This window comes from Stenotrophomonas sp. Steno-Z10-HUANG (genome assembly GCF_056393075.1).
In genome coordinates this window covers 241,317-256,590 of record NZ_JBWJPA010000002.1, presented here as the reverse complement: position 1 = coordinate 256,590, position 15,274 = coordinate 241,317, and the positions used below count along the sequence as shown (strand labels likewise).

Below are 15,274 nucleotides of genomic sequence, written 5' to 3'. Positions count from 1 at the left end.
GGGGCGGGAATCGGGCTCAGGCGTTGGGGGAGTGGGCGTCGTTGAAGTCGCCATCGTCGAATTCGCTGGAGAACTGCAGCGGCGCGTTGGTGTTGCCGGCGGCCAGCGATTTCACGTAGATCGGCGCCAGCGGCGCTTCCTGGACGATGTCCAGCAGCTGTTCCTTGGCCAGTTCCAGCAGCGCCAGGAAGGTGACCAGCACGCCGAGCTTGCCTTCCTCGGCGGTGAACAGCGTCTCGAAGCGGTAGAACCTGCCGTCCTCGAGCTGTTCCAGCACGTCGCCCATGCGCTGGCGCACGCTCAGTGCCTCGCGCTTGATCGCGTGGCCGCTGAACAGCTCGGCGCGCTTGAGCACGTCGTGCAGCGCCAGCAGCATTTCCTTCAGGTCCACCGGCGGCGGTACCTTGACCGTGGTCCGGTCCGGCACGAAGGCATGCGCCGGGGTGGTGTCGCGGTCCTGCCGGGGCAGGGCGTCGATGTCCTCGGCGGCCTGCTTGAAGCGTTCGTACTCCTGCAGCCGGCGCACCAGCTCGGCGCGCGGGTCGGCTTCCTCGCCTTCGTCGCTGGGCGGGCGCGGCAGCAGCATGCGCGACTTGATCTCGGCCAGCATCGCGGCCATCACCAGGTACTCGGCCGCCAGCTCGAAGCGCAGCTCCTGCATGACGTTGATGTACTCGACGTACTGCCGGGTGATCTCGGCGACCGGGATGTCCAGGATGTCCAGGTTCTGCCGGCGGATCAGGTACAGCAGCAGGTCCAGCGGGCCCTCGAAGGCGTCGAGGATGACTTCCAGCGCATCCGGCGGGATGTACAGGTCCTGCGGGATCTGCAGGACCGGCTGCCCATGCACCACCGCCAGCGGCATTTCCTGCTGCTGCGGAATGGTGGGCGGCGCTGGCGGGTTCGCGGCGTGCGCGAGTTCTGAAGTCATCAGGGCGACATCGGGTGTTGCGAGCCTTTACGTTCCGGGTTCCCGCCCGGGACAGGGTCCTGCCTTCTGGATTGAAAGCCATGCGCGCCTGTCCGGCGTGCGTGCACATCAACAACGCGACATGCCGCGCTGTCATGCGGCAACGTCATCGCGAGGAGGTCGTCTACACAGTCCGGGAAGGAATCGCGGATCGGTCGGACGGCGGTGGCCTTGCCTGCCGCCGCTCCGGGCCGTTACAGGCCGGCTGCGTGCAATGGCGTAAAGAGTAATCGCCCCGGCCGGGCGGTGTCCAGCGTCCAGGCGCTAGACTTGCCGGCCATCATTCAGCGGACAAGGAGCGGCGAGCCGTGTGGTATGTGATCGAAGGCTACGACGGGCAGGATGTGCTGGGCGCGCGCCTGGCCGCGCGGGCAGCGCACCTGGCGCGGCTGCAGGCACTGCAGGCGCAGGGGCGGCTGCTGCTGGCCGGCCCCTGTCCGGCGATCGACGCCGAGGACCCGGGCGCGGCCGGTTTCAGCGGCAGCGTGGTGATCGCCAGCTTCGACGACCTGGAGGCCGCCCGCGCCTGGGCCGACGCCGACCCCTATGTGGCCGCCGGTGTCTACCAGCGGGTCGACGTGCGGCCGTTCCGCAAGGTGTTGCCTTGACCCGGGTCGAGCGGATCCGTGCCGCCCTGGAGGCTGCCTTCGCGCCCAGCCGGCTGGAAGTGGAGGACGACAGCCACCGCCACGCCGGCCATGCCGGCGCGCGCGACGGGCGCGGTCACTTCAATGTGCTGATTGTCAGCCCGGCATTCGCCGGAAAGGCACCGCTGGCGCGCCATCGGGCGGTTTACGCGGCACTTGGCGACATGATGCAGACCGATATCCACGCGCTGTCGATCCAGGCGCGGACCCCGGCCGAGGCCGGCGCCTGATCCCGGCCGCGGACCGGGCCGCGCGCCCTGCGCGCTTCCGGTCGCGGCCGCGCGGGGCAAGGCGTACCCGGCGCCGGCCTCGCCTGTAACAAATTGTTTACAAATCGACATGGAAACGCTTACAGTCGCCGCGACCCCTGTCTGCGGAGGGTATGGCGGTGGCGAAGCAGGCGATCACCATCAAGGATGTTGCCCGTGAGGCGAAGGTCTCCGTCGCCACCGTGTCGCGTGCCCTCAACGGTCACGAGAACGTCGCCGAGCCGGTGCGCAAGCAGGTGCTGGAAGTCGCCCGCCGGCTCCGCTACGCCCCGCATGCCGCCGCGCGCAGCCTGAGCAGCCGCAGCACGCAGACCATCGGCCTGGTGCTGCCCGACCTGCACGGCGAGTTCTTTTCCGAACTGATGCGTGGCATCGACGGGGTCGCGCGCATGCACCGCTGGCACCTGCTGGTCTCCAGCTACCACGGCGACCAGGAACAGCAGGGCGTCGCGCTGCAGGCCATGCGCGGCCGCGTCGACGGCCTGCTGGTCATGTCGCCCTATGCGGCAGACGCGGGTTTCCTGATGGACAACCTGCCGCCGGCACTGCCCACCGTCCTGATCAACACCCCGGTGGCGGATGGCCAGTACCCGGCCTTCGGCATCGACGACCATGCCGGCGCCCTGGCCATGACCCGCTATCTGCTGGAGGCCGGGCACCGCCGCATCGCCTTCATCGCCGGTCCCGACGGCAACCATGATGCCCGCGAGCGCCTGCGCGGCTTCCAGGACGCGATGGCCGCGGCCGGCGCGCCCGCCGAAGGCCGCGTGCTGGCCGGCGGTTTCGACGAGGCGTCCGGGTACGCGGCCGGAAAGGCGCTGCTGCGCGAAGCGCACCTGCCCGATGCGGTGTTCGCGGCGAACGACATGATGGCGCTGGGTTGCCTGTACGCCTTCAGCCAGGCCGGCGTCCGCGTGCCGCAACAGGTCGCGCTGGCCGGGTTCGACGATATCCCGCTGGCACGTTTCGTTCACCCGTCCTTGACCACGATGCAGGTCAGCATCGCCGACCTCGGGGGGCGGGCGACATCGCACCTGCTGCACCTGATGGAGCGCGACGACGCGTCGGAAGGGGGCGCTGGAACGACGCTCGTACCCACCCTGATCGTGCGTGATTCGACGTCCCGACGAGAGCTTCCCTGATCCACCGCCCATGTGCCGGAATCCCCGGCAAGGTCACCAACGAACCGAATGGCAGCCGCGCTGCCGCACCCGGAGAGCCCCATGAACCATTCCGCCAACCGCAACACGTACCCCGCCCGCAGGCTGCTCAGCTGCGCGCTGGCCAGCTGCCTCCTGCTGGGCGCCGCGCCGGCGTTCGCGCAGAGCACCGGTGCCACCATCCGTGGCCAGGTGATGGCCGATTCGGCCCCGGCCGGGCAGGCGCAGGTGACCGCGACCAACCTGGCCACCGGCCTGAGCCGCAGCGTGCAGAGCAGCGCCACCGGCAGTTATTCGCTGGCCGGCCTGCCGCCGGGCACCTACCGGGTGGACGTCACCGCCGGCGGCAAGACCAGCAGCCAGAACATCACCGTGCAGGTCGGGCAGACCGCGACCGTCAACCTCGGCGTCGGCGGCGTGGCCGAGACGGCCGGCGGCAACGCCACCACGCTGGACGCCGTGCAGGTGACGGCACAGGCGCCGGTGGAGACGATGACGTCGGAGATCGCGACCTACATCACCCCCCAGCAGATCCAGGCCCTGCCCCAGACCACGCGCAACTTCCTGGCCTTCGCCGACACCGTGCCGGGCATGAGCTTCGAGCAGAACCCGGCCAACGGCTCCACCAAGCTGCGCGGCGGCGTGCAGAGCGCCAACAACGTCAATGTCTACATCGACGGCATCGGCCAGAAGAACTACGTCACCCAGGGCGGCCTGACCGGCCAGGATTCCAGCCGCGGCAACCCGTTCCCGCAGCTGGCGATCGGCGAGTACAAGGTCATCACCTCCAACTACAAGGCCGAGTACGACCAGATCAGTTCGGCGGCGGTGACCGCGGCGACCCGGTCGGGCACCAACGATTTCTCCGGCTCGTTCTTCTGGGATTACACCAACCAGAACTGGCGCGAGCCGCGGGAGAGCGAGAAGAACGGCGCCGGCAAGACCCGTTCGGGCGAAAAACAGTATGGCGCGGCGTTCGGTGGCCCGATCGTCAAGGACAAGGCGCACTTCTTCGTTACCTACGAGGCCAAGGAATACAACGCCCCGCAGGACCTGACCCCGGGCGAGGGACGCACCGCCGCGGACCTGCCGCAGGCCTGGCGCGACCAGCTGGGCGCGGCCAGCACGCCGTTCAAGGAAGACCTGTACTTCGGCAAACTCGACTGGTCGATCAACGACGAGAACCTGGTCGACCTGAGCTACAAGCGTCGCGAGGAAAGCGACATCAGCAATGTCGGCGGGCAGAGCGCGCGCAGCTACGGCACCGACGTCGGCGTCAACGAGGACCGCTACGACCTGCACTGGCAGTTCTCCAACAGCAACTGGCTCAACGACGCCCACCTGACCTACGAAAAGGCGTTCTGGAGCATGGAGCCGGCCAACTACGGCAACGGCATGGTGCTCACCGATGGCTCGTCCAACGACGGCCGGCAGATCTTCCGCATCGGCGCCGGTAACGGTGGTCTGCAGAACAAGGGGCAGAAGGGCTGGTCGTTGCAGAACGACACCACGTTCTTCGGCTGGGAAGGCCATACCGTCAAATTCGGCATCAAGTACAAGCAGGTGGATCTGGAGACCACCGAGCAGCAGCCGTACAACCCGCAGTTCTACTACGACATCAACCAGGGCGGCATGGTGCCGTACTTCGTGCGCTTCGGCAGCCCGGCCATCGGCACCAGTGGCGGTACGGTCACCTCGAAGAACAAGCAGTTCGGTCTCTACATCCAGGATGACTGGGACGTCACCGATCGCCTGATCCTGAACCTCGGCCTGCGCTGGGACTACGAGAAAACCCCCTCCTACCTGGACTACGCGACCAGCGCCGACGTGCTGGCCTCGCTCAATGCCCAGGATCCGCAGGCCGGCGCCGCGGTGGGCCAGACCTATGCGCAGACGCTGGCGCTGGGCGGCATCGACATCAACCGTTTCATCAGCACCGGCAACAACCGCAAGGCGTTCAAGAACGCCATCCAGCCGCGCATCGGGTTCTCGTATGACCTCAGCGGCGACGAGCGCCATGTGCTGTTCGGCGGCATCGGCCGCTCCTACGACCGCAACCTGTTCGATTACCTGCAGCTGGAGCTGACCAAGGCCACATTCCCGACCCGCGAGTTCATGATCAACTCGCCGGGCCATGCCTGCGACCCGGCCGCATCCAACTGCCTGGCCTGGAACCCGCAGCTGCTCGATCGCGAATACCTGATGTCGCTGGCCAATTCGTCCCAGGCCGGCCGCGAAGTATGGATGTTCGACAACGACCTGAAGACCCCGTATTCGGACCAGATCAGCCTGGGCATCCGCAACACGTTCGCCGTTATGGGCCATGACTGGAATACCTCGGCCACCCTGCAGCACATCCGTTACAAGGATGGCCTGCTGATCATGCGCGGCAACCGCCGCGGCGATGGCAGCTACTACAACGCATCGGGTAGTCCGTGGAGCGGCGGCGGGCTGCCGGGGCTGGGCGGGCTGATCCTGGCCACCAACGGTTTCCAGTCACGCAGCAACGCGTTGCTGCTCAGTGCCGACAAGCCTTACACGGCCGAGAGCCCGTGGAACCTCAACTTCGCCTATACCTTCACCGACGCCAAGCAGAACATCCACGAGAAAGATCCGGTATACGGCTGGTACTTCCCCGGTGGCGGCTGGTACGACGGCGCCTGGACCCCGCGCCACCGCCTGGTGGTCAGCGGCTTCACCGACCTGCCCTGGGGCATGAGCGTGGCCGGCAAGCTGACCCTGGCCAGCAAGGTCAAGCGCTGGGACATCGATGGCACCAGCGGCTATGAGCGCCCCCGCAGCTGGGAGCCGGACGGCACCTATGGCTTCAAGCAGTTCGACATGTCGCTGACCAAGACCTGGGACACCGGCACCGACCTGAAGCTCAAGGTCCGTGCCGACGTGATCAACGTGTTCAACTGGACCAACTGGGGTGGGTACGGCATCAACTGGAACACCGGTGTGATCAACAGCTGGGACCAGTACGCCACCCGTACCTTCAAGCTGTCCTTCGGTCTGGACTGGTAAGCCGCTGCGCCCGGCCGCCGGCAATGGCGGCCGGGCCAGCCACCGGCCACGGCCCACCCCCTGGTTCCCCCAACGGAAAGCGTCTTGAGCATCCCGCGTACCACCAAGCTGTTGCTGTGCACCGCCGCCGGACTCGCGCTGGGCCTGGTGGCCGGGTGCGGCAAGGCGCCCGAGCCGACACCGAAAGTGGTGCCCCAGGTGATCCTGATCGAAGCGGACCTGCCGCCGCGGCCGATGAAACCCGAACTTCCGCCGCTGTTCGACGACATCGAGCGGCGCACCTTCCAGTTTTTCTGGGACACCACCAACGAGCGCAACGGGCTCACCCCGGACCGCTATCCGTCGCGTCCGTTCGCCAGCATCGCTTCGGTCGGCTTCGCCCTGACCGCCTATCCGATCGGCATCGAGAAGGGCTGGGTCAGCCGTACCCAGGCGGTGGACCGCACCCTGACCACGCTGCGCTTCCTGCGCGACGTGCCCACCGGCCCGCAGCGCACCGGCAAGGCCGGCTACAAGGGCTTTTATTACCACTTCCTGGACATGCACGACGGCCGCCGATACGACAGCTGGGTGGAGCTGTCCAGCGTGGATACCGCGCTGCTGTTGATGGGCGTGCTGTTCGCGCAGTCCTACTACGATGGCGACGACGCGCGTGAGAAGGAGATCCGCAGGATCGCCGATACGCTCTACCGCCGCGTGGACTGGCAGTGGCTGCAGCGCAACAAGCCGCTGGTGTCGATGGGCTGGTTCCCCGAGAGCGGTTTCATCCAGCACGACTGGATGGGCTACAACGAGGCGATGATGCTCTACGTGCTGGCGCTGGGCTCGCCGACGCATCCGGTCGAGCCCGATGCGTGGACCGTGTGGACGCGCACCTACGACAACGACTGGGGCGTGTTCCAGGGGCAGGAGTACCTGTCGTTCGGGCCGCTGTTCGGCCACCAGTACAGCCACGTCTGGATCGACTTCCGCGACATCCAGGACGCCTACATGCGCGAGCGCGGCATCGACTACTTCCTCAACAGCCGCCGTGCCACGCTGGCCCAGCGCGAGTACGCCATCGCCAACCCGATGCAATGGAAGGACTATGGCGAGAACGTATGGGGGCTGACCGCCGGCGACGGGCCCCAGAACACCACCCAGGAATACAAGGGCGAACAGCGCCAGTTCCGCCATTATTCCGCGCGCGGTGCCGGCCTGCGTGAGAATTTCGACGACGGCACCATCGTGCCGTCGGCGGCGATCTCCTCGCTGCCGTTCGCGCCGGAGGTGGTGATTCCCGCCACCCAGGAAATGCACCGGCGCTACGGTGACTACCTGTACTCCAGCTACGGCTTCCTGGACTCGTTCAACCCCAGTTTCGACTACGACATCCCGCTCAAGACCGGGCGCCTGATTCCCGACCGCGGCTGGGTGGCCAGTGATTACATCGCCATCGACCAGGGGCCGATCCTGGCGGGCATCGCCAACTACCGCGACGAGTTCGTCTGGAACGTGATGAAGAAGAACCCCTATATCCGCAAGGGCCTGGAGCGCGCCGGCTTTGCCGGTGGCTGGCTGCTGCCGGAAGGGGAGGAGTGGCAGCCGCTGCAGAAGGACGACAAGGCTGCCGCCGCGCGCGCGGTGGGCATTGCCGAGTCGCGCGCCGCCGCCGCGCAGGAGCAGAAGGCGGCGGGCAAGCCCGCGCCCCGGCCGCAATAGGTCGGGCCGGTGACGCTGCGCCTGCCCGTGCTGTTGTGCCTGGTCCTGCTGGCCGCCTGCGCGCGGCCGCAGCAGGGCATCACCCTTCGCTTCTGGGCGATGGGGCGCGAAGCCGAAGTGGTCGGCGAGCTGGTCCGCGAGTTCGAGGCCGAGAACCCCGGCATCCGCGTCGAGGTGCAGAACATCCCCTGGACCGCGGCGCACGAAAAGCTGCTGACCGCCTATGCCGCGGACGGCCTGCCGGACATCTGCCAGCTCGGCAATACCTGGATACCCGAGTTCGCCACCCTCGGTGCGCTGACCCCGCTGCAGCCCTACGTGGACGCTTCGCGCGAGGTCGTGCCGGCGGACTATTTCCCGGGCATCTGGGACACCAACGTGGTCGAGGGCCGACTGGTCGGCATCCCCTGGTACGTGGATACGCGGCTGCTGTTCTACCGCAAGGACCTGCTGCGCAAGGCCGGCTATGACCACCCGCCGCGCGACTGGGCCGAGTGGGAGCGCATGAACCGGGCGCTGAAGCAGGTGCTCGGGCCCGACCGCTACCCGGTGCTGATGCCGCTCAACGAGTTCGAGCCGCAGCTGTCGCTGGCGCTGCAGCAGGACGACCCGCTGCTGCGCGACCACGACACCCGCGGCAATTTCGCCAGTCCGGGGTTCCGCCGCGCGCTGGGCTTCTACGCCAACATGTTCGAGCAGGGCTGGGCGCCGAAGATGTCCGAGACCCAGATCTCCAATGTGTGGGACGAGTTCTTCCGCGGCTTCACCGTGTTCTACCTGTCCGGGCCCTGGAACATCCGCGAGTTCCGGCAACGCCAGCCGGCCTCGCTGGAGGGCGAGTGGGGCACCGCGCCGCTACCGGGTCCGCATGGCCCGGGCGGCGGCATCGCCGGTGGCACCAGCCTGGTGGTGATGCAGTCGTCGCCGCACAAGCAGGCCGCATGGAAACTGATCGAGTTCCTGTCGCGACCGGCGGTGCAGCAGCGGTTCCACGCCCTCATCGGCGACCTGCCGCCGCGGCGCAGCGTGTGGCGGCAGGCATCGCTGCACGAGGACCCGCTGGCGGCCGCGTTCGGCCAGCAGCTGGAGCGGGTCAGGCCCACGCCCAAGGTGCTGGAGTGGGAGCGCATCGCCCAGGAAATGCGCATCGTCAGCGAGCAGGTGGTACGCGGCGGGTTGGACCAGGACGCCGCGGTCAGGCGGCTGGACGCGCGGGTGGACGAGATCCTAGCCAAGCGCCGCTGGATCATCCAGCGGCAGGCGACGCAGGAGGCCGCGCGATGAAGCGGGGCGCGCTCGCCGGCTGGGTGTTCGCCGCGCCGGCGCTGATCGTGATCGGCGTGTTCTTCGGGCTGCCGGTACTGTCGGCGCTGGCGCTGAGCCTGACCGATTTCGACCTGTACGCGCTGGCCGACCCGCACAACCTGCGCTTCGTCGGCCTGCACAACTACCTGGACCTGCTGCGCACGCCGATGTTCTGGAAGTCGCTGGGCAACACCGCGTATTTCGTGGTGCTTGGCGTGCCGTTGTCGATCGCCCTGTCGCTGGGCGCGGCGATGCTGATCAATGCGCCGGTGGCGCGCTTCAAGGCGCTGTTCCGCACCGCGCTGTTCGCGCCGGTGGTGACCACCCTGGTGGCGGTGGCGGTGATCTGGCGCTACCTGTTCCACACCCGCTACGGGTTGGTGAACTGGGCGCTGGGGCAGGTCGGCGTCAACCCGGTGGACTGGCTCGGCGATCCGCACTGGGCGATGCCGACCATCATCCTGTTCGCGGTGTGGAAGAACTTCGGCTACAACATGGTGATCTTCCTGGCCGGGCTGCAGGCCATCCCGCGCGACCTGTACGAGGCCGCGCGGATCGACGGCGCCTCGCGCTGGAAGCAGTTCCTGCACATCACCCTGCCCATGCTCGGGCCGGTGCTGCTGGTGGTCGGGGTGATCACCGTCTCGGGCTATTTCCAGCTGTTCGCCGAGCCCTACGTGATGACCCGCGGCGATCCGCTGCAGAGCACGGTGAGCGTGCTGTATTACATGTTCGAGGAAGGCTTCAAGTGGTGGAACCTGGGGCGTGCTTCGGCCGTTGCGTTCCTGCTGTTCCTGATCATCCTGGGCGTGACCACGCTGATGTTGCGCTACGGCAGGCGCAGGGAGCTGGTATGAGTCGCGAAATCGGCCAATCGCGTGCCTGGGGCGCGTGGGTCAATGCGGCCCTGCTGCTGCTGGCCTTTGTCAGCCTGGCGCCGCTGGCGTGGATGGTGTCGGTGTCGTTCATGCCCAGCGGGCAGGCCTCGCAGTTCCCGCCGCCGCTGCTGCCGGCGCAGGCCACCATCGACAACTACCGGCAGCTGTTCGCGCGCACCGGCATGGCCGGCAACTTTCTCAACAGCCTGGGCATGTCGGCGGGCATCACCGTGGGCTCGCTGCTGTTCAACACCCTGGCCGGTTATGCCTTCGCCAAGCTGCGCTTTGCCGGCCGCGAGCGGGTGTTCCAGGTGCTGCTGGCGGCGCTGGTGATCCCGGCGCAGGTGGCGATGCTGCCGCTGTTCCTGCTGATGAAGCAGCTGGGGCTGGTCAATACCTGGGGCGGGGTGGTGGTGCCGGCGCTGGCCAGCGTGTTCGGCATCTTCCTGGTGCGGCAGTACGCACGCTCGATCCCCGACGAGTTGCTGGAGGCGGCGCGCATCGACGGCGCCAGCGAGGCCCGCATCTTCTTCCAGATCGTGCTGCCCATGCTCAAGCCGGTGCTGGTGACGCTGGCGATCTTCACCTTCATGGGCGCATGGAACGACTTCATGTGGCCGTTGATCGTGCTCACCGACCAGGAGCACTACACCCTGCCGGTGGCGTTGGCCTCGCTTTCGCGCGAGCACATCATGGACGTGGAAATGATGATGGCCGGCGCGGTGGTCACCGTGGTGCCGGTGCTGGCGCTGTTCCTGCTGCTGCAGCGTTACTACATCCAGGGGCTACTGCTGGGCAGCGTGAAGGGGTGAGCGGGCACGCCTGCCACGGCGTGCCCGGCGCGTCGGCGGATGCCGGGCCGTGCCCCGGCCGCGCGGGGCGTTCCGGCGCCGGCGGCGTCCCGCTGGGGCGGACGGCCCGACGCCGCAGCAGGGCCTGCACCCGCTTCCAGTTCTGGGAAAATCACACCATGGCCGCCGCCCCCGTACCGAGATCCACCGCGATGAGAAGGTTCCTTGCCCTCCTGCTGTTCTGCACCGTGACGATGGCCGGCAACGGCGGCGCGGCCGAGGGCGGCAGCCGGGTGCTGGCGAAGTTCGACGATATCGGTGCCTGGCAGCTGATCACCTCGCCGCAGGTCAGCGGTTCGCTGCGGCCGGTGAACGGCAATGGCGGCCGCGCGCTGTGCTTGGACTATGACTTCCACGAGGTCTCCGGCTACGCCGGCATCCGTCGCCGGCTGGATGTCACCTGGCCGGACAACTACCAGGTGAGCTTCGGCCTGCGTGGCGACTCGCCGGCCAACGACCTGCAGTTCAAGCTGATCGACGCCAGCGGTGACAACGTGTGGTGGGTCAACCGCAGCGGTTACCGCTTTCCCAAGGACTGGACCCGGGTGAGCTACCGCAAGCGCCACATCGACAAGGCCTGGGGGCCGGGCCAGGACCCGGTCCTGCGGCGCAGCGCCGCGGTGGAGTTCACCATTTACAGCAAGGTGGGCGGCAAGGGCACGGTGTGCTTCGACCAGCTCACGCTGCAGCCGCTGCCCAAGGAGGACGGCTCGGCGCTGACCGCCAGCGTCATCGCCGATACCGCGACCGCGCTGCAGCAGCGCATTGCCGACGGCCGGCCGGACACGGTATGGATCAGCGGCGGGGTCAAGCAGCAGACCGTCAGCCTGGACCTGGGCAAGGTGCGCGAGTTCGGCGGCGCGGTGATCCAGTGGGTGCCGGGGCTGGAGGCGTCGCGCTACGTGGTGCAGGCCTCGGTCGACGGGCGCGACTGGCGCAGGCTGCGCGAGGTGAGCGCCGGCGGTGGCGGCCGCGACTGGCTGGCGTTGCCCGAGACCGAGGCACGCTACCTGCGTTTCGACCTCATCGACGGCCCCAGCTGGCGCTACGGCATCCGCGACATCAGCCTGAAGCCGCTGGCGTTCGCCGCCACGCCCAATGACTTCGTCCGCTCGGTCGCGCGCGACCTGCCGCGCGGGTCGCTGCCGCGCGGCTTTTCCGGCGAACAGCCGTACTGGACCCTGCTGGGCCTGGACGGCGGCAGCGAGCAGGCGTTGATGGGCGAGGACGGCACCCTGGAGGCGGTGCGCGCCGGTTTCAGCATCGAGCCGTTCGTGGTGCTCGATGGCAAGGTGCTGGGCTGGGCCGACGTCAGCGCCAGCCAGCGCCTGCAGGATGGCTACCTGCCGATTCCCTCGGTGGAATGGAAGCACGACCGGTTCGGCCTGCAGGTGACCGGCTTCGTCCAGGGCCGGCCCGGGCAGGCGCAGCTGGTGGCGCGCTACCGCCTGCACAACCCGGACAAGGTGGCGCACGAGTATCGGCTGGCGCTCGCGGTACGGCCGTTCCAGGTCAACCCGCCCAGCCAGTTCCTTAATACCGTCGGTGGCGTGAGCCGGATCGAGCGCCTGGCGATCCAGGGCGCGCAGGTGGCGGTCAACGGCCAGCCGCGGGTGTTCGCGATGACACCGCCCGATGCCGGTTTCGCCAGTGCGTTCGACAGCAAGCTCGACGTCACCCACCTGGCCGACCGCACCCTGCCGGGCACGCGCGAGGTCAGCGACCCGACCGGGCTGGCGTCCGGCGCGATGCTCTACACCTGGACGCTGGAACCGGGGCAGAGCCGCGAGGTCGCGCTGGTGCTGCCGCAGACCGGCGCCTGGCCGATGCCCGGCCGTTTCGATGCGGACAAGGCGCAGCAGCAGGTCGCGGCGATGTGGCGGCAGACACTGGACCAGGTGCGGCTGCAGTTGCCCGAGGCCGGCCAGCCGCTGGCCGACACGCTGCGCACCGCGCTGGCGCACATGCTGATCTCACGGGTCGGGCCGAGCCTGCAGCCGGGCACGCGTTCGTATGCGCGCAGCTGGATCCGCGACGGCGCGATGATCTCCGAAGGGCTGCTGCGGCTGGGTCGCGAGGACGCGGTGCGGCAATACCTGGAATGGTATGCGCCGTACCAGTTCGACAGCGGCATGGTGCCGTGCTGCGTGGACGCGCGCGGCAGCGACCCGGTGCCGGAGAACGACAGCCACGGCGAGCTGATCCATGCCATCGCCGGGTACTGGCGCCACACCGGCGACATGCAGTTCCTGCAGCGCATGTGGCCGCACGTGCTGGCCGCGTGGGGCTACATGGAAGACCTGCGGCTGAGCGAGCGCAGCGAGGACAACCGCGCGCGCCACCCGGGGTTCTACGGGATGATGCCGGCCTCGATCAGCCACGAGGGCTATTCGGCCAAGCCGGTGCATTCGTACTGGGACGATTTCTGGGCGCTGCGCGGGTACAAGGACGCGGCCGACATGGCCATGGCGCTGGGCCTGGCCACCGAGGCCGAAGCGATGGCCGCTTCGCGCGACCAGTTCCGCCAGGACCTGGACGCCTCGCTGCGCGCGAGCATGGCCGCGCACCGCATCGACTACCTGCCGGGCTCGGTGGAGCTGGGCGATTTCGACGCCACCTCGACCACCATCGCGCTGGCCCCGGGCGGCGAGCAGGGCCGGCTGCCGCAACCGGCGCTGGACAACACGTTCGAGCGCTACTGGCAGCAGTTCGTCGAGCGCCGCGACGGCAAGCGCCCGTGGAAGGACTACACCCCGTACGAATGGCGCAACGTCGGCGCGTTCGTGCGCCTGGGCTGGCGCGAGCGGGCCTGGGAGGCCAGCGAGTTCTTCTTCCGCGACCGCGCGCCGCCGGCCTGGAACCAGTGGGCCGAGGTGGTGTCCTCGACGCCGCGCACGCCGTTCTTCGTCGGCGACCTGCCGCATGCCTGGGTCGCATCGGATTTCGTGCGTTCGGCGCTGGACATGTTCGCGTACGAACGCGAGATCGACGACGCCATCGTGCTGGCCGCCGGCGTGCCGGCGCCCTTGCTGGCGGGCAAGGGCGTCGCCATCGAGGGCCTGCGCACCGCGCATGGCCCGCTGCGTTATTCGCTGGTGCGCGACGAGCGGCAGCTGACCCTGACGGTCGCCGACGGCCTGCGCCTGCCCGGCGGCGGGCTGGTGCTGCCGTGGCCCTACGCGGGCGAGCCGGGCGCGGCCCGGATCAACGGCGAACCGGCGGCGTGGTCGGGGACCGAACTGCGCATCACCACGTTGCCGGCGAAAGTCGAGATCGAGATCCCCGCCGACCTGCGGCGCAGCGAGCGCGGCCGGCGCTGAGGCCGCCGCCAGCGCTGGCTGGCGACGGCGTGGCCGGGGCGCCGTCGCTCAGCCGGGGTTGCGGGCGCGGCTCGCGTCCTCGTGCAGCGCCTCGTTCAACTGGTCGACCACGATCGCCCAGGCATCGTCGCTGGCAAGCTTCTCGCGCAGGAACTGGCGCTGCCCCGCGTTCCAGAAGGGCGCCTCGCCGATGCCGGTTTCCAGCGGCAGCTGGTGGTCGCGGATGAACCCGGCGATGGCCTGTTCGCCAGCGTCCAGGCCCAGCTGGAGGAAGAGGTTGCGCATGCGCGGGGTGGTTTCGTCCATCGATCACTCGGCTCCGGGGAAAGGTCGTGCGCCATCATGACCGCAACCCTGTGTTGCCCGCGCCAAGGCCGGATGGATGCGGGCGGCATCGTGCAGGCACGCAGGCCCCATCGCAACGAAGCGAGCGGGTGCCATGCGTCGGCCGGCGCCGGCGCCGCGGCGTGCGCTCAGCCGGCGCGGACCGCGCGCACGATGGCGGCGGCGGCCGCGGCCGATTTCCTCACCGCGTCCCACTGCCCGCTGCGGATCCAGGCGTCCTGCACCATCCACGAGCCGCCGATGCAGACCACGTTCTTCTGGCCGAGGTAGTCGGCCGCGGTGGCCTCGGTGATGCCGCCGGTGGGGCACAGCTTCAGTTCGGGCATCGGCCCGGCCACGCCCTTGATCATCGCCAGTCCGCCCACGGCGGTGGCCGGGAACAGCTTGCAGACGCGGAAGCCGCGCGCCAGCAGCGCCAGCAGTTCGGTGGGCGAGGCCGCGCCCGGGACCACCGGCAGCGGCGCCCTGGCCAGCGCATCGGCCATGTGCGCCGGCGTGCCCGGGGTCACCAGGAAATCGGCGCCGACGTCGATGGCCTGGCGCATCTGTTCGACGGTCAGCACGGTGCCGGCGCCGACCACCACGTCGGGCAACTCGCGCTTGAGCATGGACAGCGCGTCCATCGCCACCGGCGTGCGCAGGGTCAGCTCGATGGCGGGCAGGCCGCCTTCGAGCAGTGCGGCGCTGACCGCGCGCGCCTGGTCGAGGGTGTGGACGGTGACGACGGGCAGGATGCCGGCGGCGGTGAGCAGGTGTTCGGCGCGGTCCTGGTGCTGGGCGATGGTCATGGCGGGTTCCGGT

12 protein-coding genes are annotated in these 15,274 nt (G+C 68.8%); 9 read left to right on the top strand and 3 right to left on the bottom strand.

Annotated features, from left to right (window positions below):
• Positions 1 to 16: 16 nt before the first annotated feature.
• Positions 17 to 931: a segregation and condensation protein A gene (locus tag AC06E6_RS04145; RefSeq protein WP_240212676.1), complete on the bottom strand. Its 915-nt coding sequence runs from the start codon at positions 929 to 931 to the stop codon at positions 17 to 19.
• Positions 932 to 1,278: 347 nt separating this feature from the next.
• Here AC06E6_RS04145 and AC06E6_RS04140 point away from each other — a divergent pair, with 347 nt between their 5' ends.
• The 9 genes from AC06E6_RS04140 to AC06E6_RS04100 all read left to right on the top strand — a co-directional run bounded on the left by AC06E6_RS04140 (position 1,279) and on the right by AC06E6_RS04100 (position 14,128).
• Positions 1,279 to 1,578: a YciI family protein gene (locus AC06E6_RS04140; protein WP_240212677.1), complete on the top strand. Its 300-nt coding sequence runs from the start codon at positions 1,279 to 1,281 to the stop codon at positions 1,576 to 1,578.
• Entirely contained in the window at positions 1,575 to 1,847 is a 273-nt protein-coding gene (locus tag AC06E6_RS04135) for a BolA family protein (RefSeq protein ID WP_104938660.1), read from the top strand. The genes AC06E6_RS04140 and AC06E6_RS04135 overlap by 4 nt, the downstream gene beginning before the upstream one ends.
• A gap of 158 nt (positions 1,848 to 2,005) precedes the next feature.
• Positions 2,006 to 3,028 carry a LacI family DNA-binding transcriptional regulator gene (locus tag AC06E6_RS04130; protein ID WP_240212799.1) on the top strand — a complete coding sequence of 341 codons (1,023 nt, stop codon included), beginning with the start codon at positions 2,006 to 2,008 and terminating at the stop codon, positions 3,026 to 3,028.
• An 81-nt stretch (positions 3,029 to 3,109) separates the two neighbouring features.
• Positions 3,110 to 6,073 (top strand): TonB-dependent receptor, encoded by a 2,964-nt coding sequence (locus tag AC06E6_RS04125; RefSeq protein ID WP_240212678.1) that lies wholly within the window; start codon positions 3,110 to 3,112, stop codon positions 6,071 to 6,073.
• An 84-nt stretch (positions 6,074 to 6,157) separates the two neighbouring features.
• Positions 6,158 to 7,774 carry a glucoamylase family protein gene (locus AC06E6_RS04120; RefSeq protein ID WP_104938664.1) on the top strand — a complete coding sequence of 539 codons (1,617 nt, stop codon included), beginning with the start codon at positions 6,158 to 6,160 and terminating at the stop codon, positions 7,772 to 7,774.
• Between the two features lie 15 nt (positions 7,775 to 7,789).
• On the top strand, positions 7,790 to 9,058 hold the full coding sequence (locus AC06E6_RS04115) for a sugar ABC transporter substrate-binding protein (RefSeq protein ID WP_478060498.1): 1,269 nt from the start codon (positions 7,790 to 7,792) through the stop codon (positions 9,056 to 9,058).
• The gene (locus AC06E6_RS04110) at positions 9,055 to 9,936 is read left to right on the top strand and encodes a carbohydrate ABC transporter permease (protein WP_240212679.1); all 882 of its coding nucleotides are present in this window, start codon (positions 9,055 to 9,057) and stop codon (positions 9,934 to 9,936) included. Before AC06E6_RS04115 ends, AC06E6_RS04110 begins: the two co-directional genes overlap by 4 nt.
• Positions 9,933 to 10,769, top strand: a complete 837-nt coding sequence (locus AC06E6_RS04105; RefSeq protein WP_240212680.1) for a carbohydrate ABC transporter permease — start codon at positions 9,933 to 9,935, stop codon at positions 10,767 to 10,769. The genes AC06E6_RS04110 and AC06E6_RS04105 overlap by 4 nt, the downstream gene beginning before the upstream one ends.
• Before the next feature lie 233 nt (positions 10,770 to 11,002).
• The gene (locus tag AC06E6_RS04100; protein WP_478060497.1) at positions 11,003 to 14,128 is read left to right on the top strand and encodes a discoidin domain-containing protein; all 3,126 of its coding nucleotides are present in this window, start codon (positions 11,003 to 11,005) and stop codon (positions 14,126 to 14,128) included.
• A 48-nt stretch (positions 14,129 to 14,176) separates the two neighbouring features.
• On the opposite strand, the gene AC06E6_RS04095 is transcribed toward AC06E6_RS04100, so the two are convergent.
• Positions 14,177 to 14,434, bottom strand: coding sequence for a DUF2789 domain-containing protein (locus tag AC06E6_RS04095; protein ID WP_161615152.1), 258 nt, complete (start codon positions 14,432 to 14,434; stop codon positions 14,177 to 14,179).
• 167 nt (positions 14,435 to 14,601) lie between these two features.
• A complete protein-coding gene (eda, locus tag AC06E6_RS04090; RefSeq protein ID WP_104938669.1) occupies positions 14,602 to 15,261 on the bottom strand; it encodes a bifunctional 4-hydroxy-2-oxoglutarate aldolase/2-dehydro-3-deoxy-phosphogluconate aldolase in 660 nt (219 codons plus the stop codon).
• Positions 15,262 to 15,274: the final 13 nt, after the last annotated feature.